This window comes from Meiothermus sp. (assembly GCF_037443965.1).
In the GTDB taxonomy this organism is placed as follows: Bacteria; Deinococcota; Deinococci; order Deinococcales; family Thermaceae; genus Meiothermus.
Map to the genome: position 1 here is coordinate 1 of NZ_JBBINI010000027.1, position 24,444 is coordinate 24,444.

16 protein-coding genes are annotated in these 24,444 nt (G+C 61.0%); 12 read left to right on the forward strand and 4 right to left on the reverse strand.

Annotated features, from left to right (window positions below):
* Window positions 1–472: 472 nt before the first annotated feature.
* A complete protein-coding gene (gene hflX / locus WKI89_RS13425) occupies window positions 473–2,158 on the forward strand; it encodes a GTPase HflX (protein WP_337870431.1) in 1,686 nt (561 codons plus the stop codon).
* A gap of 7 nt (window positions 2,159–2,165) precedes the next feature.
* Here the strand turns inward: hflX and WKI89_RS13430 are convergent, their stop codons facing one another.
* The gene (locus tag WKI89_RS13430) at window positions 2,166–2,432 is read right to left on the reverse strand and encodes an acylphosphatase (protein WP_337870434.1); all 267 of its coding nucleotides are present in this window, start codon (window positions 2,430–2,432) and stop codon (window positions 2,166–2,168) included.
* Between the two features lie 322 nt (window positions 2,433–2,754).
* Between WKI89_RS13430 and WKI89_RS13435 the strand changes: the two genes are divergently transcribed.
* The gene (locus tag WKI89_RS13435; protein ID WP_337870435.1) at window positions 2,755–11,154 is read left to right on the forward strand and encodes a translocation/assembly module TamB domain-containing protein; all 8,400 of its coding nucleotides are present in this window, start codon (window positions 2,755–2,757) and stop codon (window positions 11,152–11,154) included.
* Window positions 11,155–11,778: 624 nt separating this feature from the next.
* Here the strand turns inward: WKI89_RS13435 and WKI89_RS13440 are convergent.
* Entirely contained in the window at window positions 11,779–12,978 is a 1,200-nt protein-coding gene (locus tag WKI89_RS13440) for a glycosyltransferase (RefSeq protein ID WP_337870438.1), read from the reverse strand.
* 368 nt (window positions 12,979–13,346) lie between these two features.
* Between WKI89_RS13440 and WKI89_RS13445 the strand changes: the two genes are divergently transcribed.
* The 5 genes from WKI89_RS13445 to WKI89_RS13465 all read left to right on the forward strand — a co-directional run bounded on the left by WKI89_RS13445 (window position 13,347) and on the right by WKI89_RS13465 (window position 16,026).
* Entirely contained in the window at window positions 13,347–13,706 is a 360-nt protein-coding gene (locus WKI89_RS13445) for a hypothetical protein (RefSeq protein WP_337870440.1), read from the forward strand.
* Window positions 13,707–13,863: 157 nt separating this feature from the next.
* Window positions 13,864–14,406, forward strand: coding sequence for a DinB family protein (locus tag WKI89_RS13450; protein WP_337870442.1), 543 nt, complete (start codon window positions 13,864–13,866; stop codon window positions 14,404–14,406).
* A gap of 167 nt (window positions 14,407–14,573) precedes the next feature.
* Window positions 14,574–14,828, forward strand: a complete 255-nt coding sequence (locus tag WKI89_RS13455) for a DUF433 domain-containing protein (RefSeq protein ID WP_337870444.1) — start codon at window positions 14,574–14,576, stop codon at window positions 14,826–14,828.
* Window positions 14,828–15,178: a DUF5615 family PIN-like protein gene (locus WKI89_RS13460; RefSeq protein ID WP_337870446.1), complete on the forward strand. Its 351-nt coding sequence runs from the start codon at window positions 14,828–14,830 to the stop codon at window positions 15,176–15,178. The genes WKI89_RS13455 and WKI89_RS13460 overlap by 1 nt, the downstream gene beginning before the upstream one ends.
* Window positions 15,175–16,026: a hydroxymethylglutaryl-CoA lyase gene (locus tag WKI89_RS13465; RefSeq protein WP_337870448.1), complete on the forward strand. Its 852-nt coding sequence runs from the start codon at window positions 15,175–15,177 to the stop codon at window positions 16,024–16,026. The genes WKI89_RS13460 and WKI89_RS13465 overlap by 4 nt, the downstream gene beginning before the upstream one ends.
* On the opposite strand, the gene WKI89_RS13470 is transcribed toward WKI89_RS13465, so the two are convergent.
* On the reverse strand, window positions 16,023–16,337 hold the full coding sequence (locus WKI89_RS13470; protein ID WP_337870450.1) for an FUN14 domain-containing protein: 315 nt from the start codon (window positions 16,335–16,337) through the stop codon (window positions 16,023–16,025). The two genes, WKI89_RS13465 and WKI89_RS13470, sit on opposite strands and share 4 nt — an antisense overlap.
* 36 nt (window positions 16,338–16,373) lie before the next feature.
* Complete coding sequence (locus WKI89_RS13475) at window positions 16,374–17,222, reverse strand: SDR family oxidoreductase (protein ID WP_337870452.1); 849 nt, start codon at window positions 17,220–17,222, stop codon at window positions 16,374–16,376.
* Between the two features lie 372 nt (window positions 17,223–17,594).
* On the opposite strand from WKI89_RS13475, the gene WKI89_RS13480 reads away from it, so the two are divergent.
* The 5 genes from WKI89_RS13480 to WKI89_RS13500 all read left to right on the forward strand — a co-directional run bounded on the left by WKI89_RS13480 (window position 17,595) and on the right by WKI89_RS13500 (window position 24,318).
* Window positions 17,595–19,496: a DUF2207 domain-containing protein gene (locus tag WKI89_RS13480; protein WP_337870454.1), complete on the forward strand. Its 1,902-nt coding sequence runs from the start codon at window positions 17,595–17,597 to the stop codon at window positions 19,494–19,496.
* A gap of 51 nt (window positions 19,497–19,547) precedes the next feature.
* Window positions 19,548–20,090: a LemA family protein gene (locus WKI89_RS13485; RefSeq protein ID WP_337870457.1), complete on the forward strand. Its 543-nt coding sequence runs from the start codon at window positions 19,548–19,550 to the stop codon at window positions 20,088–20,090.
* A 19-nt stretch (window positions 20,091–20,109) separates the two neighbouring features.
* The gene (locus WKI89_RS13490) at window positions 20,110–20,760 is read left to right on the forward strand and encodes a hypothetical protein (RefSeq protein ID WP_337870459.1); all 651 of its coding nucleotides are present in this window, start codon (window positions 20,110–20,112) and stop codon (window positions 20,758–20,760) included.
* A gap of 257 nt (window positions 20,761–21,017) precedes the next feature.
* A complete protein-coding gene (locus WKI89_RS13495; RefSeq protein WP_337870460.1) occupies window positions 21,018–23,594 on the forward strand; it encodes a BamA/TamA family outer membrane protein in 2,577 nt (858 codons plus the stop codon).
* Window positions 23,595–23,847: 253 nt separating this feature from the next.
* Window positions 23,848–24,318 (forward strand): hypothetical protein, encoded by a 471-nt coding sequence (locus WKI89_RS13500; RefSeq protein WP_337870461.1) that lies wholly within the window; start codon window positions 23,848–23,850, stop codon window positions 24,316–24,318.
* The last annotated feature ends 126 nt before the right edge of the window (window positions 24,319–24,444 follow it).

The window sequence follows — 24,444 nt, forward strand, 5'->3', positions numbered from 1 at the left end:
GGCCCGGTCGTTTGCAGGTTTCCTGGCGCGGGTGAACCTGATTCTGCTGGTGCACAACCTCATCCGCAGCCGTCTTCTGCTCAGGATGGCGGGGGTGGAAGGGTAGACTGCAGGTAGCACACGAAGGAATGAGTAAATCGGGTGCGAGGTGGTGGTTTTTTTTGAACTCTGCCCAGGGGTTGAAAGCCCTTGGTTCTAGAACTGTATCGTCTAAATCGAAGAAAACAGCTTTCAATTTTCCCACAGACCCCAGCGTACCAAGTTTTTCGCGAGAGGAGCGGGGAACAAGAGGCGAGGCGACGGGTTGCTAACTGTCTGCAGCAGATAAATGCCTGTTGTGACCTTTATCATTTTCCCCTGACAAAAGAGGTGCTATACTACCCTTCAAGTTGAGACTGCGAACTGCGCTCCTGGAAGCCCGAAAAGTGGAAGGAGCGGGTTTGTCTTTTTGCTCGGCTTAGGTGATAGATTAGTGGAGAAAATCTTTGGTCGCACCAACGGTTTGAAACCCAGCGAAAAGAAGCGCCTTGCCAACCTGTACAACCGCCGTGTAGGGGCCAACCGCCTGCTTACCGCCGAGCTGGCCCGTACCCTGGCGGCTTTGTCGGGGGAGTTGGGCAAGCCCATTAGCCTGCTCCTCGACCGGGGCGGTCGAGTGATGCGGGTGGCGGTGGGGGATGCCAAAGAGCTGCCGGTGCCCGAGAGGGCCCTGGTGGAGACCCGGCTCTCCGGGTATCGCATCCTGCACACCCACCTGGGTTCGGGGGGGCTTTCGCGCCCCGATCTCTCGGTGCTGTTTTTGCACCGCCTGGATGCCATGGCGGCCCTCGAGGTCGAGCAGGGCCACCCCGGCAGGCTGCACCTGGCCCAGCTCTCCCCGCCTAAGGCAGACGAGGAAGATTGGCAGATTTTCGCTCCCAAGCCCTATCACGACTATCTTGACTGGGACGTGACGTTGGCGGTTGCCGCGCTAGAAGAAGAACTCTCGCGCCAAGCCAGGGGACTCGATCTCAAAGATGGCTCCGGTGAACGAGCAGTGCTGGTAGGCATAGATCAAGGCGAAGGTGTGCAGGCCGAGGTAGACCTGGCCGAACTGGCCGAGCTGGCCCGCACTGCGGGGGCGGTGGTGGCCTACGAAGAACTGGTCTTCCGCCCCAGCCTCGACCCGCGCTATGCAGTTGGGCGCGGTAAGGTGGAGGAGCTGGTCTCCCACGCCTACCACCAGAACGCCGGCACCCTCATCTTCGGTATTGACCTCAGCGCGGCCCAGGCCCGCGAACTGGAAACCATTACCGGCCTCAAGGTGCTGGATCGCACCCAGCTCATTCTGGACATCTTCGCCCAGCACGCCCGCACCCCCGAGGCCAAGGTGCAGGTCGAGCTGGCCCAGCTCAAGTACCTGCTGCCCCGCTTGGTGGGTAAGGGCAAAGAGTTGTCGCGTCTGGGGGGTGGTATCGGAACCCGGGGGCCAGGGGAGACCAAGCTGGAAGTGGACCGGCGCCGCCTGCAAGACCGCATCGCCGAGCTTACCCGCAAGCTCCGAGAAATCGCGACTCGCCGTCAGGAAACCCGTCGGCAGCGCGACAAGTCGGGACTACCCATCGTGGGGGTGGTGGGCTACACCAACGCCGGCAAGACCACCCTGATGCACGCCCTGGCTAAAAAGGGCGACGAAGGGGAGAACAAGCTTTTTGCCACCTTGCGCCCCCTCACCCGCCGGGGTTTCATGCCCAGTATTGGCGAGGTGCTGTTTACCGATACGGTGGGCTTTATTCGGCATATGCCAGGCGATTTGCTCGAGGCCTTTCGCTCCACCCTAGAAGAGCTGCGCGATGCTGATGTGCTGCTACACGTGCTGGACGCTTCGCAGGAAGGAGCGCTGGAGCGCTATCAGGTGGTGGAAGACCTGTTGGCCGACCTCGAGGTAGAGGCCCGGCGCGTCTTGGTGCTCTCCAAAGCCGATGCAGCAGGGGGGTATGACCTCGAGTTTCTCAAAGAGCGCCTGGGCGGCTTTCCGGTTTCAGCGGTGCGGGGGCAGGGCCTGACCGAGCTCAAGCAGGCCGTGGCCGAGGCGTTGCTGGCGCAAGGGGTGCGCCCAGCAGCCTGGGCCTACGTTCTAGCAGAACCGCAAGTGGCCGTCCCGGCTTCCGCCGATTGATTTTGCCTCAGAAAGTTTGAAATCCCTTGAGGCCGGTGGCTTCGCTCCACTGTACGTCTACCTGGTCTACTCGAGCCCCCCTGGGCCCCTGGCGCAGGTGGTGGATCAGGTGCTCGAGGTCGGCCTTTTCGCCCTCGGCCACTACCTCTACCCGTCCATCTGAGAGGTTCTCGGCGTAACCCGACAGACCCAGCTCAAAGGCTTTCTTGCGGGTGAAATAGCGATAGCCCACCCCTTGCACCTGTCCGCTAACCAATACCGTAATTCGCTGCACGTCTTCAATCTACAACGAATTATTGCGGTCTTCACTGTTTTGCCGCTTGGAAACTCGAATCCCAAGCACCCGTGGGTCGCTCGCGGCCCACCCTTGTCTGTATTGCGTCTCTTATCGTTTTCGTGCAGAGGCAAAAATAAGCCTGGAAAAGCACATGTTATGACTGCGATGGTGCCATCCTTTCTAAAGACCGCTCTAAACTTTTGCTAAAGAGCACCTCGTTTTGGACTTGGACTAAATTTTCTTCCCAAAAGCTAGATTTGATTGGCTACCGATGGGTTTTTCCTAGATTCCACTCAGAGTTATGGGCTAGACTGAGCACGTGCGGTTTTGGCGCTGGATTCCAGTAATTTTGCTCCTCCTGCTGGTGGGGCTCCCGGCGTTTCCCCCGCTCATCAACTATGCCTTACAAGAAGGGCTCAAGGCGGCCAATTTCACTGGACACTGGCAGGCAGTAGGGGGCTACTTGCTGGGTGGGATTGAGCTGCGGGGGGTTGAACTGGAGGGGAACGGGCTCCGGGTGGAGGCCCAGCGTGTGCGCATTGGCTATAACCTGCTAAGCCTCCAACGCCGCGAGCTGCCTTTGCGAATTCTGGCCGAAGAGGGCGATGTTTTTTTGCGATGGGACTCCATTATTCCACAGCAGCGGCAACCTAGTGCCCCCGCCCCTATTCAGTTGCGAGTAGACGAGATGGTACTCAACCGCGTGGGTGTGCAGATTGAGCAGAGCCAGAAGTTTTTTTTGCCCACCCTGCGTGCTACCGTGCGCGGCAGTGGCCCCTATCAGGTTTCGGTGGCGTTGCCCGATGGAAAACTCAGGGGTACGGTTCAGCGCACTGGGCGCGAGTTTGAGGCCTGGCAGATCGAGGCCAAAGGCGACTTGCGGGCTGCTCGCTACTGGTTTGATGGCTTTGAGTCGGGCGAGCTCGAGGGTACCTGGATCATTGGCCCCAGGGTCAAGAATGGCATTCTGGGAAAGAACCAGATCAAAAACGCCACCGTCAAAATCGTCGGCTTTACCCTCACCGATATTTTTGGCAGCGCCGATTTTGATGGGCAGATGGTCACGGCCAACTTGGTGGGGCGTGGCCTGGAGGGCCCCCTCAAGGGTTCGGCCACGGTGGATCTGCAAAACCAGGAGTACCGCTTTAGGGTCGAGGGAAACCCCACCTTGCCTGCACTTGCTAAAAACTTTGGCTTGCAGCTGCCGGTCAGTGGGGGAGGGCCGCTGGTGTTGGAGGGCCGGGGCTGGCAAAACATCGTGATTGATGGGCGATACAGTGGCCAAGGCCGCCTTCTAAACGAACCCCTGACCTACGAAGGAACCCTGGCCTTCGACAAGAAATTCCGCCTGGATACCGTAGTAGACGGGGCTTTTTTTGATCGAACCTTTCAGGCCAACGTGGCCCTGCGCAATACCGACGAGTACACCGTCACGCTACGCGACTCACTAAGCAGCAGCCTGCGCCTGGTGGGAAAAGGTTCAAACACCCAAGCCGAAGGTACCCTGGTCTGGCCACGCCCTCTGCTGGGAGAGGCCGGGGTGAGCTTTTCCAGTACCGGGCCACGCTGGAGCCTGGGGGTGCAGTCGGAAAACGTCAATCTGCCCACCGCCAAACCTTTCAGCCTGTCGGGCACCTTGCAGGGACAGGGTTCTGGGGTACAGGGTCGGCTGGGGGCGGTGAATCTGAGCGGCACCTGGGACGACCTGCAAATGCAGCTTTTGGGATTGGAACTGCTGGTGGGCCAGCTCACGGGCCAGGCTGCCCTCAAGGCCGGGCGTTTTAGCGGCAATTTGAACTACGACTCACCCTACACCCGCTTTCCCATTGCGGTGCAGCAGGACGGACAAACCTGGCGACTATCCAACCGCTGGGCCAGCGGGCAGTACCGCAACGGGGTGTTTACCCTGGGGGTACGCGACCTGCCCCTGCAGATTCTGGAGGCCTTGAAGCTCTCCGGCGATCTACGCTACGCGGAGGGCAAGCTCTCAGGCAACTGGAACCTGCAGGGTGAGCGGGTGGGCGTAGACGGAGAACTCTATGATCTGGCCACCCGCTACCGTGGCGAGGTGCGTTCCCCTTTCCGGGTCTTGCTCCTCAGCGGAACCGCGGACAGCGCGGGACTTAAAGCCCAACTCGAGACCCTGCGCATCACCGCCGACGGAACCAACGGGTTGCTGCTGCGGGGGCCGCTCGAGCTAGGACAGCAGATTCGCCTGGAATCCAATCTGGGTTTGCAGGGCTCGCTCTATAAGGGCGAGGTGCGTTTTGACACCCCCTGGCTGAGTGGCACCGTGGAGGGACGCGGAGCCACGCTGTGGGCCACCGCCGATGGCTATGCCCAACTTTCTGGCCCGGTCTGGCCCACCACCGCGCTCAGGGGCCGCCTGACCCTACCCCTGGCGGGGTTGGTGGAGGTGCCGGTGGTACCCCTTGAGGTGAGCCGCACCGAGGTGCGCTGGCCGGGGGGGCAGGTGGCGCTACAGGCGGGCTTTCCCTTCGAGGGTACTTTGCCGATTTTGATTAATCGCGAGCCCGGCAGCCTGGAGGCCCGGGGCAATCTCGAGCGCGGAAGCCTAGAACTGCGTACCCCCTACGGAACCCTAAACGGGGAAGGGGCCTGGCGCGACCTATCGGTGCGTGGCAGCCTGAATTATGCCGGGTACGCAGGCCAGTTGCGGGGTCAGGCCGATTTGTTGGGTCTGTCTTACCAAGGGCGGCTGCAGGTGCCCAGGCTCGAGGGGGCGCTGGAGTTCAGGGGGCGCGGCAGCACCCTGAGCTACGCTGGGCGTTTGCAGAACGGTCGCCTTACCCTGGCCGGCGATTATCGTCTGGTGGCTGGAAAACCGCTGGACGGGCTGCGCCTGCGGGTTATTGCCAGTGACTATGACCTGCGCGGCTGGGGACTGCCCGGGACCCTCAAGGGCAGCTGGTCGGAGCGTGGGGGGCGTCTCAGCCTGGACACCCCTTACGGACGGGCCCAGTTAAGCGGCTCGGGCCTGTTGGGGCCGGCTAACCTCGAGGCCCAGAGTCCCTACGGAACAGCGCGTGGTGTGGTCGGTACCGAGGCTATCGCTTTGCGCGGAAGTCTGCGTTTGCCCTATGTGAGCGGCACGGTCGAGGTGCGGGGGCCGTGGAACAACCTCGAGGCCCAAGGCCAAGGGCGCTACAGCTTGCCCTACCTGGAGCCTCAGAACTGGCGGCTGAGCGCGGACGTACTGGCCCAGACCTGGAAGCTGGAAGGGCCGCTGGAGCTCGAGGGAAAGGGCCTGTCCTACGTGGGCCGGGTCAACTGGCCCTACCGGCTGCTCGAGCGACAGGGGGTGTTGCAGGGTAGCCTGGAAGGCCAGAGCCTCTCGGTGCGGGGCAGTCTGCGTACCACCTATGCCGGCCTTCCCCTAAGTGCCACCCTACAGGCCGAAGGCGCCGACCTGGAGCGGTTGCGAGCCACCCTCGAGCTGCCGGAAGGGCGGGTGCAGCTTGCCCAAAAGCAGGCGGTCTTCGACCTCGAGACCGCCCCCCTGGCCCGCCTATGGAACGTCGAGGTGCAGGGTCGGCTGCGGGGCCGCCTCGACCTGGCGGAGGTTTTATCCCGTAGCGGTGCGGCCATCCTTGCACCCGCGGGCGAGCTGGAAGGGGCGTTGCAGGTATACGGCCAGCAGGTGGCACTCGATTACAAAGACCGCTCTCTTTCAGCTTTCCTTCCGGCCTACCGGGTGGGGGCTTTGGTGGAGCTCGAGCCCGGCCAGAATCCCCAGGTAATCGGGCTCGGTAACCTGGAGGGCCGGCTCGAGCTGGGGGAACAGCTCAGGGGCCGGCTGGCCTACCGGGTGGAAGGGCTCGACGTGGAGGCCCAGATTACCGGGCCGCGCCTGCGTCCGGAGTTCACCCTGGAGGCCCAGGCCCCGGCCCTCCAACTACAGGCCCAGGGCAGCTACGCCCTCCAGCAAAACCGGGGGCTGGCGCAGGTGCAGCTCGAGAGCCCCTATGCCCAGGCCAGCCTGGAGCTTTCGAGCGTGGGGAGCCGCTACCAGGCCAGTGGGCGGCTCTCGAGCCTGCAGTACCTGCGGCAAAGCGGCCCGCTGCGGCTCAGCGGCGAAGGGGCCCGCTGGACGCTGGCCTGGGCGGCTCCCATGCGGGTCGAAGCCCAGGGTCAGGCGGCCAGCCCCGAGCAGGTGCGCTTGGCGGGGCAGGGGAACCTCGAGCTGGCGGGACGCTTGTTCGCCCTCTCGGGCAGCATGGCCCTCACCGACGAGGCTTTTACTGGACAGATGCAGGCCCGTGGCGAGCAGATCGCCCTGGAACTGCGGGGCGAGGGGGCCAGTCTGGTGGCCCGCGGAACCGCCTACGAGGCCTACGTGGAAGCCCGCACCAACCGCCGGGGCGACCTGGGTGGCCAGATCGGCTATACCCGTACCCTGGCCGCGAACACCCTCAAGGCCCGTGGGGCCCTGAGCGGCACCCTGTGGGCCCCGGTCTTGCTGGGCGAGGGCAGCCTGGCGGGGCGGGGAGCCGAGGTGGCGTTGCGCTTTGGCTACGGGGTGGAAGCCCCCTGGGGTTCATCCTCCGATACAGCAGGGCCGTCCAACGGCCTGCCGGCTGCACTCTGGGCCCAGGCCGAAGGGGCGGGGCTGTCGGCCCGACTGGCGCAGGGCATCCTCCGGCTTCGCGTGGACAGCGACCTCGAGCCCTTCGTGGGCCTGCCCATCCGCCTCCAGACCCAGGGCGAGGGGCCCTGGGAAAGCCTGCGCCTGCCCCTCACCCTGAGCGGCCCCAACCTCGAGGCCAGCGGGACAGCCTTCCCGGCGGGGCTACAGGTACAGCTTCGGGGCCGCTATGAGCAGCAGCGTTTTGACCTGCGCTACGACCGGCAGGTGCAGTTGCAGCTCGATGGCCCCTACGCCGCCGGCACGGCCCGTTGGGCGGGGAATGCGCCCAGCGGGTTGTTGCAGCTCGACCTTCCCTTACCCGGCGGACGGCTGGTGGGGCAGGCCCGTCTGGACGAGGGCCGGGTGGCGCTCGAGGGCCGCGAAGGCTGGCAGGGGAGCCTGAACGGGCGTCTGCGCGAGGGCTGGGGCCAGCCCACCCGCTGGGCGCTCGAGGCCAGCCTCAAAGGCCCCTATCCAGCCCAGAACACCCCGGCGAGCGTGGAGGGGCGTTTTGAACTCGATGCTGCCCCCCTGGCCTTGCGGGGCAGCGGACGGGTGCAGGTGCCGGAATGGGGAGCGGTGCAGCTTCTGGCCCAGGGCAGCGAGATCGAGCTGCGCGGCCTGGACGAGCTAGCCCCCCTCACTGGGCGCTTGCGGCTGAGTCCTTTGCAGGTTAACTGGTCGTATGTGGGGGCCTTGCCGCGCGGTTTGGGCAGCCTCGAGGCCAGAGGCACATACCCCGGACAGTGGGTGGTGGGCCGCTATCAGATTGCAGGCCAAACCGCCAGTCTCGAGGGGCAGGACACCCGCCTGCGCCTCCGCGCACCGGGGCTGGAAGCCACCCTCACCCCCGAGCGGCTCGAGGCCCGCCTGCAGGACTACAACCTGAGCGGCCTGCGCCTGAGCGGCCAGGTGGCCGGGCCCTGGAGCGGGCTGGAAAGCACCCTGGACTGGGAGGCTTTGGGCCGCAGGGGGGCGGTGCAGGCTGCCTGGCTGCAAAACCGCCTGCAGGCCAGCTTGAGCGGCGACCTGGCGGGTACGGTGAGTTATGGCCCGGCCTGGGCGGGGCGGCTGCGCTTTCGCGAGGGGAGCCTCGAGCTCTCCGGCACCGGAATCCCCATGCTCGAGGGCGATGTCCTGGGCCTGGCCTTGCGCCTGCGCTATCCCATGTTGCAGGTGGCTCCCAACCGCGAGAGCCTGGATAGCCCCACCCCAGCCAGCACCCGCCGGGCCAGCAGCCTGATGATTAATCTCTCCGAGCGCAGCGCTTCGGGGGAACTGGATGTGCGAAACGTCGAGGTGCGGGGCCAGGGGCCCGAGCTCGAGGCGGTCTATCCCTTTGCCGGGGGGCGCTTGGTGGCAGGGCTGGATTTGAAAAGCTATGCAGTACGTCTCTCGGCACCCGAACTGGGTTCGGGTGAACTTGCGTTCAAGCAGGGGAAGCTCAGCGGTGAGCTCAACCTCACGGCCTACGGACTGGGTTTGACCCTCGAGGGGGCCGGGCAGCAGGCCAACCTCCGCGTGGTGCACCCCGCAACCGAGTGGCTGCCCTGGCAAAGCGGCTCCTTGACCGGGCAGATTGGCCTCGATGGGGGCTGGAAACTGCTGTACCGCGACCCCGAACAAAAGCAGCAGATCGAGGCTGAGGGGCGTCTGCTCGAGGCCAAACTCAGCGCCAAGGGGCCCTGGCTTGACGGTCAGATGAATTACTCGGGCCAGGGGGACTGGCAGGGCAGCCTGCGCATCAACCTGCCCCTGGAACTCCTGGCCAGCCGACTCGAACTCGAGGTCGAAGGCAAGGAAACCCTCTCGGCCCAGGGCACCCTGGCCGGCGACCTCGGGCGTTTGGAAGTCGAGGCCCGTCTGGCCCGCGAGGGGCTCCGGGCCCGTGCGGGTTTTAGCAATCTGGCCCTCGAGGAAGTTCCGCAGGTCAGCAGCCGCCTGCCCTTTATTACCGGGCGGGCTACCGGATCACTGGACTACAACCTGGGGCAGCTCGAGTTCAACCTGCAAAGCCCGGCCCTGCGGGTCAGGGGCGACGATCTGGCCCTGGCAACCCAGGCCAAGGGCCAACTGAGCAACGGCCTCCTACAGGCAGAACTCAGCTTCGAACGCACCGGCCATCAGGGCACGCTGGGTGAGAACGGCGCTCTGGGCTCCAACCGCACCACGGCCAAAGTCAGGCTGGAAAATGGCATCCTGAGCGGCGAAGCCAGTGCGGCTTCCTTCCCTTTGCACTGGCTTTTTTCCACCTGGGCGGGCGATCTGGCCGGGCAAGCTTTCTGGACAGGCCAGACCACCTTCAGCTTCAACACCCGCAACCCCTGGGCCTCCAAAGGCATCTGGGTGGGGGAGTACCTGCGCTTCCAGGGCGGGGGCGATACCCTGGTGGGCACCGCCGCCTTGCGCTTCGAGCAGGAGCGGTTGTACATAGACCAACTGGCCCTTTCGGGCAAGGGAACCTGGAGCGGCTCGGGTTATTACGGGCGGCAAGGCAGCAATCTTCGACTGAACCTCGAGAACACCTCCTTTACGCCGGTTCTGCAGGTAATCCCCAACCTCAAACCCCTCACCCCCGAGGGCAGCGGCACGCTTAGGCTGGCTTCCAACGGGCAGGCCTTCGACCTGACCCTGGAGAACTTCAACTTTAGACTGGGGCCGATCCGGGCCGAGACCCCCCGGGCGGTGCTCCGGGTGGGCGAGACCGCCAGCGCCGAGGGAAGGCTCAAACTGACGGTACCCTATCCCGCCGAGGCCGAACTGTCGGGTGAGGGCAACCTCAGCAACTTCACCATTCGGGCCAAAGGCACCGCCGATCTCCCCTTGCTGAGTCCCAAGGAGCCCTTTGTCCTGACTTTTGGCTACCCAGCCTACACCCTGGATGTTCAGCTCGAGCGCCAGAATGCCCGTCTGGCGGGTACAGTTTTCCCCCAGCTTATCCTGGCCTTGCAGGGGCAGGTGCCGGTCAGCTATCCGCAGTATTTCTTGCTCGAGGGCTTGCTCGATACCAACCTGATCCTGCGCTACCAGCGCGGGGCCTACATTGTCCAGGGTTCTGCCGATGTGATCCGGGCCCGGCTGGGCCTGCCGGAAGGCCAGCGCGAGGTCGCCATTACGCCCCCCCCGGAGCCGGGGGCCAGTCGTGCGGCCAGTGCGGTGTCGGTGGAGTTCAGCAATATCCGGATCCTGGCCGAGCGGGGGGTGCTGATTCAAGAGTCGCTGGCCCAAGGCGAACTGGCGGGCGAGCTTTTCCTCAACGGGGATTTCACCAACCCCTTCCTCTCCGGCGAAGTGGTGCCGCTGCGGGGCAACTTTAAGCTATGGGATCGCGATTTCACCATTCGGGATCGCCTGCCGGACGAACGTAGCTATGCCCGCTTCAGCCCTGCAGCGGGCATCCTGCCCGATCTGCAAATCGTGGCCGATACCCAGGTGCAGGACCGGGGTCAGGACAACCGGCGCATCCAGATCAACCTGACCCTCAAGGGTGAGTTTCTCAGGCAGAACGGACGCATCAAGGTCAACCTTACCCCCACCTTTGTAGCCCGGTTCAACAATGAAATCGCCCGCAAGAACGACGGTCAGCCCTATACCGACGCCGAGATCTATGCCCTGCTGCTGCTGGGCCGCTCCGACCTCTCGGCGCTGCCCGCCGATATTGCCCAGACCGGCCTGCAAGCGGCGGTGCAAAACTTCATCGTGGGGCAGCTCGAGCGCGAACTGGCCAAAGCCCTGGGCTTAGATCAGGTTCGGGTTGAAATCCCCGCGCTCAACGGAGGTACCATCGAAGAAACCCGTTTCACTATTGGGCGTTACCTGTTGCCCGAGCTGTTCTTTGCCTACACCGTAGACTTGCGGGGCTACCAGACCATCTTTGCCGAGTATCAGCAAGGTGATTACCGCCTGCGCTTTAGCAGCGAAATCTTCCCTCAACCAAGGCCCGAGCTCTCCTTCGGCTACACCATTCGCCCCATTGGGGCCGATCTGACCTTTGACCTGGCTACCGGTGTGGGGGATGGTTCCCGCAATGATGGGATTAAGTTCGGTTTAGGCTTTACCTTCCGCTTCTAGAATCAAAATCTGACGAATCGGGGTTTGGGATGGGATACCCCGACCAGGAGTTTGACCTCAACACCGAAGTGCCGTTTGGATGGAAATTCCAGATTGGCACCAACAAGAACATCTCGGTCAGAATCGGATTTTTTGGGAAATCGTGCTGGACGAGATTCTTCAAGCTATCGGCTCTAAGCGCGGCCCAATTCCTCTGCAAAGATTGAACTTGGCGCAAAACTGGATTTTCGGCCCCCTCTCGAGAAAACAATCAACCATATGCAAATCTGAGTAATACCAGTTCCGCTTGAATACTTCACCGTTGGACGCAGTCAGAGGTGAAGGATTCAAGCCGATCGAAGGGAGTAGGAATGCGTATAATGTCTACGTTTTTACCTTATTGACCGAACTTCCTTCGATGCAAGAATCAAAAAAGTCGCACTGAAGGCTACGCTTTGAGAAGCTTTAGACTCTTGCCCAACCAAAACTCGGTTTATTTGGCGAAGCGCCCGAGGTGTCCATAAAGCACCATACCCACTGCAGCCAGATGTGGACAGTCGGTCACCACATTGGAGTGGGCTACCTTGGCTCCGCGGATGTTGAGTTTAGACTTGTTGAGCCGTTCTGAAAAACAGCTTGCTGACTTTAGCGCAAATTGGTGAGGCTACCTTGTGGCAGGCGAGGGAAAGGAATCTTGAGGCGGCGTGGTTCAATTTCCACCAGGCGGGTAGCCTCGTCGTAGATGGCTACAATCTGCTCGGCTACGCGACGGGCAGTTCGCTGGTCGGCGAATTTGCGGGCTCCGTCACTAAAGCGTTGCCGAAGGTTCTCATCGTGCAATAGTTCCAGTGCCCGCTCGGCCATGGTTCGGTGGTCTCGAGGCTGCACCAGGTAACCGCTGCTGCCCACCTCTACCCCTTGCAAAGCGCCTTCGGCTCCTACCGCCACCACCGGTACACCTACAGCCTGAGCCTCCCAGATCACCAGTCCCTGGGTCTCAGTCTCGCTGGCAAACAAAAATAACTCGGCCATGCGATAATAACCGCCAATTTTCTCATACGGCACCGGCCCCACGAAGGTAATATGCTCACCCACGCCCAGTTGGTAGGCCAGTTGGGTCAGCTCCTCTCGATCGGGCCCCATGCCCACCAGTGCCAGGTGGGCGTCCGATTCCTTGCGGATCTCGGCCAGGGCACGAATGACCACATCCACACTTTTTTCCTTGCCCAGCCGTCCCACATGCAGCAAGCGGCGTTTGCCGGAAGGCCAGGGCGATATCGGATCGGGGGCAGCCTGCAAGATGTCGGTGTCTATACCCGTTGGAATTACCTTGATCTCCCGCTCGATCTCGTAACTTTCGGCTAGCTTCTTGACGGGGTCGGTGGGGGCAATAACTACGTCGGCACGGTTGTAGAATGCTTGACAGACTTTTTGCATGATTCCAACGTATTTATCCAGCATCGCCACGCCAGGGATGTAGTGGGCGTATTTTTCCAGGTGGGTGTGAAAAGTCGAAACATGGGGCAGGCGGTTGCGGTAAGCCAGCCGGGCACCCCAGATGCCAATAAACAGTGGGGTATGGGTGTGGAAAATCTCAAACTCGGTTGGCAGCAAGCGGCTGCTGGGCATGGCCAGGCGCTGGTTTTCGAAGAAAGGATAGGCCACGCTGGGCACCCGCACCACCCATTCCTCGCGCGGATCGGCATCTGGCATCTCCGGGGCCAGTACCCAGGCCTCATGCCCCATGCGACGTAGCTCACGTTTGAGCAAATAAACGCTGGTTGCAACCCCGTTTGGCCCTGGCAAGTAGGCGTCGGTGAACAGGCCGATGCGGTAAAGACGCACGGGTATATGTTAGCACAGCCCCAATTGGCACTCATTGCGGGTGCATGTTAATGTTCTACTTGTCAGAGTTCTATAGTGCGATGCAAAACCGGACTAAACAGGCTCGAGGGGTGATTAATCTCGTAAAAACCGAAGTAGATCAATCATAAATAAGCACCTAATACGGCCTCAATACTTCTGTGGCCAAGTGGTTTGGTGAGCTAAGGATGGATTTGTGATGAGATCCCCGAAGCGAAATGTTCGGCGCAACTCTCGGGTCGTTGAGGGGTTGAATACATCCCAGAAATTAAGTTATCAGAGCATAATGAACGCTCTAGTGCACAAGGTTGCTTGAAGATACCCCACCCACTGTTCGCTATGATAGCCCCATGAATCCTTCCACGCCTACTTTCGATTTTGATGGCTGGAAACTCAACGGGATCGCCATTGGTGAGGATATTGCCAGACTGGCTTTTCTGGGGGAGGAAGTTCCTACCGAGCGTTCTCGACCAGGCTGGTTTGAAAGGCTGGCTAACCGCTTCGGGGGACGCAAAGCGCGCTATCTGGAAGATAGTATCCTCGAGTACGCCCCCTATGGTCTGGCCATCGAATTCCAGGACAACACTATTCTCGGCTACACGTTTTTCCTCAAACACAGCGACCCTGTTGGCTACGAGGCCTACCGCGGCCAGTTTGTCAATGGCCTGCAACCCCTCAGCCTGACCCCTACACCACCCGCGCCGATCTAATCGCCCTCTTCGGCGAGCCCACTCTACCGGAGGGCGAAGAACTCGATCCCGAAGACCCCTGGCTGACCTATGTACAAGGGGAATGGGACTTGACCTTTTCGCTCGACGAAGATGGGCAGCTCGAGACCATTGAAGCCTACTGGTATAGAGAACTGCCGTGAGCAAACGTCCGTTGGTCATACAGCCCGAACCCCAGCTACCCGAAGCGATCGCGGTATGGATTTGGGCCTTACAAGACACCCGTACCCGCACCAAGCAAATCGTCGAAGATCTGGCCCAAGCCCACCTAGACTATTTGCCCGACGGCTTTGCCAACAGTATCGGAACCCTGCTTTATCACCTAGCCGCCACCGAAATCTCCTGGCTGTATGAAGATATGCTCGGCAAAGAAGGCCAGCAATTACCCGCCGATTTGCAGCAGTATTTCGCCCCAGGCTTCTGGGTCTCCGAGCAGGATCGCCGCTTGGTGCCCATCCTGGGCAAGCCGCTGGTGGAGCACCTGCATTTGCTCGATTACGTGCGCGACCTGCTGCTCAAAAGCTACCAGACCATGAGCCCGGAGGATTTCCGCCGCCCTCGCCGCTACGAACCCTACGATGTGACACCGGAATGGGTGTTGTATCACCTGACCCGCCATGAAGCCGGCCATCAAGCGCAAATGTTGTTCCTGAAACGGCTCTACACCCAGCAGCAAAGGTAATTTCAGCACCCCAGCTCCACCACAACCGGCTAGAATGAAGTATGCAGCCCTCTAAAGCAATGATTTTCTCTGGCAAGGCTGCATGGTATCTTCGCTAAGTACCTGGGCAAAAGTTCCTGAACCTCAAGCCCTTGTACCCAAAGAGGCCGCCTCGAGGGAGGTTATTTATGAAGCTGAGCGCAAAGGTTCGCAGCGAACTCCTCTCCCGTATCAGCTCCAACCCCGATATTCTGCGTGGCAGGCCGCGCCTAAAAGGAACCCGCATCGCGGTGTACATGATTTTAGAAGCCCTGGCTTCGCAAATGTCCATTGAAGAGGTTCTCTTGCAGTGGCCGGAGCTGACCCGCCAGGATATCCAGGCTGCGCTGCTCTATGGGGCACGCTCGGCCAACTACGAGTGGATTGCCCTGCACGAAGAATAATGCGGATTCTGCTCGACGAAAACATACCCCAACGGGTGCTGTGGTGGCTGATTGGCGAAGGCCACGAGGTAGTCACAGCACGGGAGGTAGGCCTTACGGGGCGCTCCGATCAGGTGTTGTACGACTACGCCGAACGTCACAATTACGTGCTGGTCACGCTCGACCTGGACTTTTCCGACCCCGTGCGCTTTCCCCTGAGCTTTCCGCGCATCGTGTTGCGCCCCGGCGTGATTGACCCCGAGCTGATGCGCGAAATCCTGCGCGATGTCTTCCGGCAGGGCTTTCCGCTCTGGGGCGAACTCTACGTGGTACAGCCGGAGGGCTTGGCTCGGTATAGTGAGGAACTGTGAAGTGGGTGGAGTGTCCACGGGACTCCTGGCAGGGTTTTGCCCGGTTCATCCCGACCGAAGAAAAGGTGGGCTATCTGCTGGGGCTGCTCGAGGCCGGTTTTACCAGCCTCGACCTAACCAGCTTTGTATCGCCCAAATGGGTGCCCCAGCACGCCGATGCCGAGGCGGTGCTGGCCGCCCTGCCTGCACCACAAGGGCGGGAGTACCTGGCTATTATCGGCAACCTGAAGGGCCTCGAGCGGGCCCGACAGGCCGCCCACCTCACCACGGTGGGCTACCCCTTTTCCATCTCCGAGACCTTCCAGCGCAAAAACCTCAACCTGGGGATTGAGGAGTCCTGGCCGGTGCTGGCGCAACTGGTGGAAGGGGCCCAGGGGCTCAGGTTTGTGGTCTACCTCTCCATGGCCTTTGGCAACCCCTACGGCGATGTCTGGACACCGGGCCTGACGGCGCAGTTCGTGCAGCGGCTAAAGCAACAACCTGGGCTTGCGGGCATCGTGCTGGCCGACACCTACGGGGTGGCCTCGGCCCAGACCATCGCCCAGACCCTGGAAGCCGTGGCCCAGGCCGGCGGGCTGGACGAGCGCCTGGGACTGCACCTGCACAGCCGCCCGGAGCACACCCTCGACAAGGTGCGGGTGGCCTTGGCGTTTGGGGTGGGCTGGCTCGAGGGGGCCCTGGGCGGGATTGGCGGCTGTCCGTTTGCCGGCGACGACCTGGTGGGTAACCTGGCCACCGAGCAGGTCTTGCCTTACCTGGCCCAGCAAGGCCAGGTTACGGGGGTTGACCTGAACCGGCTGTCAGAACTCGCCAGCCGCGCCCATTTGCTCCGCACCAAGTACGCCTAGCCCCGCCGCAGGCCCAGCAGCAAACCCGCCACAAAGGCCCCTCCGAAGGGCAGGTTGGTGGTGAGCACCCGAACCAAAGCATCCCAGGCGCCCTTGATCTGATCCTGTTGCAGCAAAGGCTCCACATCGCGCTGGATGCGCGTCCAGTCTACGGCGATGTAGCCCATCGAGGCCAGCACCTGCACCACCACAAAGATCAGGCCCAGAATAATGGCCACCCAACGCCCCACAGTCTTGATGGCATAGCCTACGGCGAAACCTGCCAACCCTCCAAAGGTGAGCTGGCCGATGTATGGTTGAATCAGTTCCACGCTTCTATTGTGCCACGCTCAGAGCATATCGAAAGGTCAGCTCTTTTTACGCAAGGCCTCGAGCATATCCCACTGCTCCTTGGTCACCGCGTCCAGCACGTTGAACTCCCCGGCGTTCCAGACTGTCTCGCCCCCGTCAATGGTAATAACATCGCCGGTGATAAAACCGGCATAGTCCGAGATTAAATACGCAGCCAGGTTGGCGAGTTCGATGTGCTGGCCCACCCGCCCCAGGGGAATCTTCTTCTCGAACATCTGGGCAATTTCCGGGGTGGGCATCAGGCGCGTCCAGGCTCCCTCGGTGGGGAAAGGCCCCGGCGCGATGGCGTTGAGGCGGATGCCGTACTTGCCCCACTCCGCGGCCAGCGATTTGGTCAGGGTCACCACCCCGGCCTTGGCGGTGGCCGAGGGCACCACATACCCCGAGCCGGTCTGGGCGTAGGTGGTAGCGATGTTGAGTATGGTTCCTTTCTGTCCTTTGGCAATCCAGCGCTTGCCCACTTCCAGAGTGCAGTACACCGTACCGTGCAGCACGATGTTGAGCACGGCATCGAAGGCCCGGTAGGAAAGCCGTTCGGTGGGTGAAATAAAGTTGCCCGCGGCGTTGTTGAGCAGCACGTCAATCCGGCCAAAATGGGCCCCCACCGCATCTACCATGGTCTTTACGGCTTCGGGATCACGCACATCCACCGGTGTAGCGAATACCTCTCCTCCGGTCTGTTGCATCATCTCCTGAGCGGCCTGCGCGATGGTCTCGACCCGGCGGCTGGTAATGGCCACCTTGGCCCCGAGTTCCAAAAAGCGCGTGCTCATTGAGCGGCCCAGCCCGGTACCGCCCCCTGTTACCAACACCACCTTGTCTTTCAAGAGCCCTGGTTCAAACATACTTTCACCGTCTGTGCCACTGTACAACGAAGGCGAGGAATATGAATAGGGCAGCATCGGTATTGTCGCGCTTAGGGAAGGATGGCGCAGAACCTGCGCCTAAGGATCCCATACAGGAATCCTCGAGCTCCCTCACCCGACACCTGTCATTCCGACGGGAATCTGATAGTGCACGGACGTCGGCGATTTTCTCGAGCGCACCCCAACAGATGCCTCGGCCCACTACGCCTTGGAATGATGGGGTTTTAATGCCCGATGTTGCGTCGTTTGCGCGGTTTTGTATAGCTGCAAGCTTTGAGAAAACCCTATCTTGGGCGTACCGATTTTTATTCCGGCATGGCGCCGAGCGGCGTTTGGGGTTAGGCTGGTAGGGTGAAGCTGCTTCGCTGGGGGCTGCTGGTGCTGGCCTTGTGGGGGATGGCCTGGGCGAGGAGTTATTCCCTCGAGCGGGTCGAGCAGGACGTGTATCTACAACCCGATGGACGGGTGCGGGTGGTGGATGTCCGCACCTGGCGTTTTGAGGGAGCCTACCGTGAGGTTTTTCTGGAAATTGACCCCCGTCCGGGGGGACAGGTGCGTTTTGAGGAAGCCAGCGCCCTCGACGATGGGCGGCCCATACGGTACGAAGTACAGGGCAACCGCATCAGCATCACCGCAGGCCCTCCCGACCGCTCGGGTAACCTGCCGGTGCTGGCCGAGAATCAAAGCCGCATTTTTCGTATCAGCTACACCCTCACGGGCGAGATCACCGTGGCCAGCGATGCTGCCCTCTTTGACCGGCAAGTCCTGGAGCCCGAACACGCGGCGGTGGGCGCCTATGTGCTACGGCTGCATGCGCCGCAGGCCGTGCCCGAGCGATTCCGGGTATTCATCTTCACCGGGCGGGGGCGGATTGGAACCCTCGAGTTCGACGAGGCCAAGCAGGTGGCCACGGTGCAGATTGCGCCCGTCAGCCAGGATGAGTTCGTGCGCTCGAGGGTAATTCTGGCCTCGAGGGTGTTCAATACCCTCACCCTAAACCAGCCCCGCTTCGAGCAGTGGCTGCAAGAGACCGAGGAGGAGACCCGCACCTTTCGCGAGCGCTCCCGCCAGCTAATCGAAAACCAGCGGGTTCCCGGCTGGGCCTGGGGGCTGGCTCTTTTGCCGCTGGGGTTGCTGGTGGTTCTATTTGGCCTCTTCCTACGGGCCTACCAGCGTTTTGGCGCCGAGCCGCCCACGGAAGAGGTGGGGCGCTATTACCGCGAACCTGCCGAGGAGATTCCGCCGGGCATGGTGCCGTACGTGATGACCCAAGGCGACCCTGGGCACTCCATGCTGGGTCGGATGATCTCGGCCACCTTACTGGATTTTGCCCGCCGGGGCTCGGTGGAACTCATCCTCCATGAGAATCCGGGCTTGTTTGGGCTGTTTGGCGGCGTCGAGACCCATTTCAAACTGGTGGCTCCCCCCGAGAATGCCACCGGACTGGAAACCGAGGTCTGGAACCTGCTCCGGGCCGCTGCGGGCAAGGATGGGGTGGTACGGCCCGAGGAACTCAAGAACTACTTCCAGCGCAATCCCAGTCTGCTCGCGCGCATGAGCCACCGTCCTAGGGCCGTCTACGAAGCAGCCCACGGCAAGCTGCTCGATGCCCGGAGTGGGCGGGTCGCGCTCTACTGGGGGGGTTGGCTGTTGGGGCTGGGCTTTTTGTTCCTGCTGCTGTCGCTTATTCTCGGGCCTATTCTGCTCGATAACCTCGGTGGGGCTATCTGGGTAGGGGTTTTGATGGCCAGCGGTTTTTTGAGCGGCGTTGGTCTGATGGCCCTGGGTCTGCTGGCGCTCAACGTCCTGGCCCGCTGGATGCCGGACAAACTGCTCAATGCCAAGCGATGGCAAGCCTACCGCAACTTCCTGGCCGACTTTTCACAGATGGAGTCGGCCCCTGCTGAGCACTTCAAGATGTGGGATTACCACTTCATCTACGCTGCGGCGCTGGGGGTGGCCGAGCGCTACTTGCGGAACCTGCGCCAAATCGCCCAGAAGCGGCCTGATCTGATCGCCGTGCCGCGCTGGATTCCGGGGCAGGGCCTGGGCCAGGCCTCCAACGCGATGGCCTCCAGCGGCGACATGCTGCGGCAGATTAGCCAGATGACCGGGGGCCTCGAGCAGATCACCCGCAACCTAGAGAGCCTCGAGCGCGCCCTCAAGCCCTCGTCCAGTGGCTCGGGCGGGGGGTTCGGGGGCAGCTCGAGGGGGGGTTCCTCCGGAGGTGGGGGTTCCAGTGGAGCCCGGTAAGGATGCACGACGCACCCTGGCGTGATAATAGTGGACAAGGAGGCCTAGACTATGGAAGTCCTGCTGATTCTGGTTCTACTGCTGGTAGCCATCTTCATCTTCTACTACAACCGCATCATCACCCTGGAAAACCGTGTCAATAACGCGCTTTCTCAGGTAGACGTGCAGCTCAAGCGCCGCAACGATCTGATTCCCAACCTGGTCAATACCGTCAAAGGCTATGCCGCCCACGAGACCGGGGTTTTCGACCGGGTGACCCAGGCCAGGGAGCGGATGCTCTCGGCTGGAAGCATCGAGGAAAAATCGGCGGCGTCGAACCAGCTAACCCAGGCGCTGCGCAGCGTGTTTGCCATTGCCGAGGCCTATCCCGAGCTCAAGGCCGACGCCAACTTCCGCGAGTTGCAAGGCCAGCTCGAGGAGACCGAAAACAAAATCGCCTACTCCCGCCAGTTCTTCAACGACACCGTACTGGATTTCAACAACACCGTTACCACCATCCCCGGTATGTTTGTGGCTCAGCCCCTGGGCAAACGGGCTAAACCCTTCTTCGAGACCGATGAAGCCACCCGCCAGGTTCCCAGCGTGAATTTCTAAAGTGGTAGGGGCGGGCGCTATGTCGGCCTGGGCTAGAGGGCTTTTGCTTTTGGCCCTCAGTGCGCTGCTGTCGGCTTGCTTCGAGGCCAACCTCAAGCTCGAGGTCACACCCGGCGGCAGTGTGATCCAGACCCTAACCCTCACCGAGCCCCAAGGTCAGCCACAAAGCAGAGAACTACTAGCCGACTTCGTAAAACAGCTCCAAGCCCAGGGCTGGCAGGTTCGCCTCGAGGGGAACAAGACCATCGCTACCCGCAGGATCGCCCATGCGGACGGTACCACCCTGGGTACCAACGCTTTCCTAGAAGAGCGTTTCAACCTCACGCGGACGGGCTGGTGGCTGCTCGAAAATTACCGGCTGGATGTCCGCCTGGGCCAGCCCAATCCTGTGCTGGCCAGCTTGATACCGGCAGCCCCTATCTTCTCGCTCTTTGCCAGTTCCCTGCTACCCAGGCTATCCCTCTCGCTGCAAACGCCGTTTACAGCCAGCCAGCACAATGCCGATGGGCAGGAGGGCCGTACCTATACCTGGCAAGTGCGGCTCGACCAGGCCAACAATTTCTACGTCGAATACCGGGTGGTGCGTTGGGACAGGCTCTTGCTGCTGGTTCTGGGCGGGGCTTTGCTCCTGATATCCGCCAGGTTTTTGCAGCGCCTGTGGAGGCCATGAAATGCCCGGTTTAGAGTGTCGGTTGCGTTCGTGGGTCGAGGGTACTCGGCTTCTCGCAGCCGGTATGGCCCTGTAAAACTGGGTATGTCGCAGCCGAACCTCCAGGTCATAACGGTTCCGCCTGAACCCTTCACCTTTTGATGTAATTAAAAGTGAAGGGTTCAAGCCGACCGAAGGGAGTTGGAGTGCGTTTCATTGGGCGTTTGCTAAAATCTGCTCTCACTCACACTTCACGCGCTTCGCATATGGTTGGCAGCATGAAGCGATTGTTGCCCCTGGTAATGTTGTTGGGAATGGCCCTGGCGGCCCCCATCGAGGAGGTGGAGGTGCGAGGTACCGATGCGGTGCTGGCCGCACTCGTGCGCATCTCACTGCCCTTTGGCGTTGGCGATGAACCCGGCGATCTGGAGCAGGCCCGGGCTGCGGTTTTGGGTACGGGTTATTTTCGCGATGCCAGGGTTCGAATGGAGGGCAATAAGCTGGTGGTGGAGGTTACGACCAACCCGGCGATTACCAAAGTTACCGCGTCCTCCAAAGCCTTCCCAGAGGCCAATGTGCTGCGTTACCTGGAAACCGAGCAGGCCATTGGGGTCGGTTCGGTATTCAACGCCAAGAAGGCGACCGAGGCGGCCTCTGCGCTGGCCCGGATCTACCGCAACGAGGGTTTCCCGTTCGAGCCCAAGATAACCCCCGAAGCCAAAGATGTGGCTGGGGGAATAGAGCTCAATTTCAAAATCGAGGAGAATCCTGAGCTCAAGTCCATAGAGGTAGGAACAGCAACCTACGTGCCCAAAGAGCGCCTCGAGCCCCTGTTCCAACCGGTGGTAGAGGACGGACGCTTTTCTTTCGATCGTTTCCGTGATGCCGTAGGCCGCACCGCCGATGTGTACGCTTCCGCAGGGTTCCGGGGTAGTGGGGTAGACCTGCTCCGCACCAGCCTGGTTGAGGGTGTGCTCAAGGTGGCTTTTAGCGAGCTTAGGATCGTCGAGATTAACGCCAAAGAGGTGGATATCAGCTCTCTGGGCCTCAAGGTGGGCGATCCGTTCAATGTAGATAAAATCTTAGACGGTGTAAATGCCTTGTCCCGGAGCATCAGTCGGGTGGTTGAGTTCAGACCCGAGCGGGTGAGCCAGGACGGGGTGCGTCTGACTTTTCAGGCCGGTGAGCAGCGCTTTGGCGCTATCCGCGAGGTTCGCATAGAAGGTAATACGGTCATCCCTACCGAACAACTGCTCGCCAAGCTCCGCCTCAAACCAGGCGACGAGTATAATCCCACGCTGGCCAACGAAGATTTCGCTCGAGTCCTGCGTGAATACCGTGACGCGGGCTTCGACCTGGTGGGCCAGCCTGACATCAGCTTCCGTGAAGGGGTTTATGTGCAGCGCCTACGTGAACTGCGCATTGCCGGATACCGTATAGAACCCGCCCTAACCCGTACCGACCCCAGCGTGTTTTTGCGTGAGATGCCTCCGGTGGGCAGCTTGTTCTCGGTAAATTCGCTCAGGCAGGGCATCACCAATATCCTGCGTACCGGATTGTTGCGCGAGCCGCCGGGTGTGCGGCCCCAACAGGGCGAAAAGCCAGAGGACATAATCATCGTGCTGAGCTTTAGAGAGGCCCAGACCGGTAGCTTTATCCCAGGTATCTCCTGGAGCAGCCTGACGGGTTGGGAGGGCAACATCGGTATCAGCGATACCAACTTGTGGGGCCTGGCCCATCAGTACAACGTGACCCTGGGCATCAACCCCAACGATGCGGGCCAGTTCCTGACCTTTAGCGCCTCCTACCGGATTCCCTGGGTTTACCTCGATTTTGCCGATTTCAAGGAGGTGCGTACCTCGTTTGGTGTGAACCTGTACAGCCAGCCCCAGGCCAACATCAACTTCCCCATAGAACAGCAATACGGCGGAGGAACCCCAGACCTGAACGGAGATGGGGTCATTGACGATAAGGACAAAACCTCGGTCTGGCAGTACACCGAGCGCAAAACGGGCATCAATTTCTCCATCTCCCGCCCCCTTAACCGCGATTTCCCCAACCTGCGGCTCTCGGCAGGCCTGGGGTGGGAGTGGAATATCCCCTTGCTGGAGGTGAATGATGCAAACCGTCCGCGGTGTTTGGTGAAGGTGCCGGATTCAAGCAACCAAGCCAACCCGCCCGTGGCCGAGGACACCGCTTGCAGCGATGCTTTGCTGCAGGATGCCCAGAGCAGATTCGAGCAGAACGTGCGCGAGTTTCAGGCCATCACCCTGAGCCTGGGGGCTACCTATACCACCCTCAATAACCCCACCTTCCCCACGCAGGGATTTTCGGTCAATCTCAATACCGGTTACGGTATTACCTTCCCCAAGGGAGGCGATGTCACCCAGTACGTGCCGGTGGTGGTAACGGGTAGAAACTACTTCCAGCTTGATCAGGCGGCCCGCCAGGCCATCGGTCTGCGGGTTTCTTTCGGGACCATTCTAGGCACGGCCCAGGACAGCCAAAAGTTCAGCCTGGGGGGCAACAGTACCGACATCACGACCCTGCGTGGCTACGACCCCCGTTTTCTCGATAAGGGAACCACCGTGCTCAATGGCACCATCGAGTATGGCTACAACTTTGGCCTGAGCCCTACCGGTGGAACCAACCTCTACGGTTTTGTGTTCACCGATTTTGGCCGTCTGTGGCCAGCTCCGCCCGGCCTGGATGCCTTCTTTTTGGGGGCAGGGGTCGGTTTGCAGATCAACCTCGACCTGCTGGGGGCTATCCTTCCGCCGATTCGCTTGGATTATGGCTTTAGTGCGGTCAACCCCACGGGGCGTTTCGCTTTACGGTTGGGGCTTGGTTTCTGAGTGCCCCCACGGGAAGCTTCGCCTCTTGGCCCGTTGCAGCAAGCGGCGTAAGGGATTCTGAATTTGCCCCTCATGTGCTGTATAGGTTCTGGGTTGGCTATTGCACTGCTCCGAGAATGTGCCAGAGACCTGCCCCGGAATACTTCCTAGAGCCTGTTTTATCAACTTTGGGGACCGTCACCAGTAGTATCGGTACCGTACGAGGTGCTTCGAGTACGGGTGATGGTGGTTTTCAGGTTTATGATGGTCGTTGATGAATTCGGTAATCCGCCCAAACCGCACTGTGCTCGAGGAAAGCCCTGAATATTTCTGGGAACGCTTTTCGCAGTATGCCCAGACCTGGCCGGTAAGCCCTGAGCCGCTGGGTAGCCCTTTGCTCGAGGTGCTTACCCCGCTTGGCCCCCTCTTTGCCTTTGACCGTAGCCTGGTTCCCTTTTCTGGCAATGAAACCCCTCTTATTTTTCATGGCCAGGTAGACCGCTGGGAAATCGCCCAAAATGCGGCTTCGGTTCAACACTTGGGTGGCGGGCGTTACCAGATGACGGGTCAGGTAGAGGCTTTACTGGATGCGCTTTTCTTTGTTTTTCATGTACAGAGCTCGAGCGGAGATGCCAGTTTGCGGCTGGTATTGTCCGCCCAGAACCTTCCCACCCCTGGAAGCTGGGTAACGGTGGAACTGCTGCCCCCCCTTATGGTGTTTCGGCCCGATTCGTATTCACGCTGAAGGGGCGTACGAGAATGCGAAAGTAGATCGGTTTTCAGAATAAACTGAACCGAAAGAAATATCAGCGGCAAACATCCTGTCCCCAATACGTGCTTCCCTGCAAGCCGACTAAGTTGCGCCAGGGTA

Bases quoted from the DNA above. Each gene is read 5' to 3' on its own strand.
- WKI89_RS13460 (WP_337870446.1), top strand. From the start codon at position 14,828: ATGCGGATTCTGCTCGACGAAAACATACCCCAACGGGTGCTGTGGTGG.
- WKI89_RS13445 (WP_337870440.1), top strand. From the start codon at position 13,347: ATGAATCCTTCCACGCCTACTTTCGATTTTGATGGCTGGAAACTCAAC.
- WKI89_RS13455 (WP_337870444.1), top strand. From the start codon at position 14,574: ATGAAGCTGAGCGCAAAGGTTCGCAGCGAACTCCTCTCCCGTATCAGC.
- WKI89_RS13485 (WP_337870457.1), top strand. From the start codon at position 19,548: ATGGAAGTCCTGCTGATTCTGGTTCTACTGCTGGTAGCCATCTTCATC.
- WKI89_RS13500 (WP_337870461.1), top strand. From the start codon at position 23,848: ATGAATTCGGTAATCCGCCCAAACCGCACTGTGCTCGAGGAAAGCCCT.
- WKI89_RS13495 (WP_337870460.1), top strand. From the start codon at position 21,018: ATGAAGCGATTGTTGCCCCTGGTAATGTTGTTGGGAATGGCCCTGGCG.
- WKI89_RS13475 (WP_337870452.1), bottom strand. From the start codon at position 17,222: ATGTTTGAACCAGGGCTCTTGAAAGACAAGGTGGTGTTGGTAACAGGG.
- WKI89_RS13490 (WP_337870459.1), top strand. From the start codon at position 20,110: ATGTCGGCCTGGGCTAGAGGGCTTTTGCTTTTGGCCCTCAGTGCGCTG.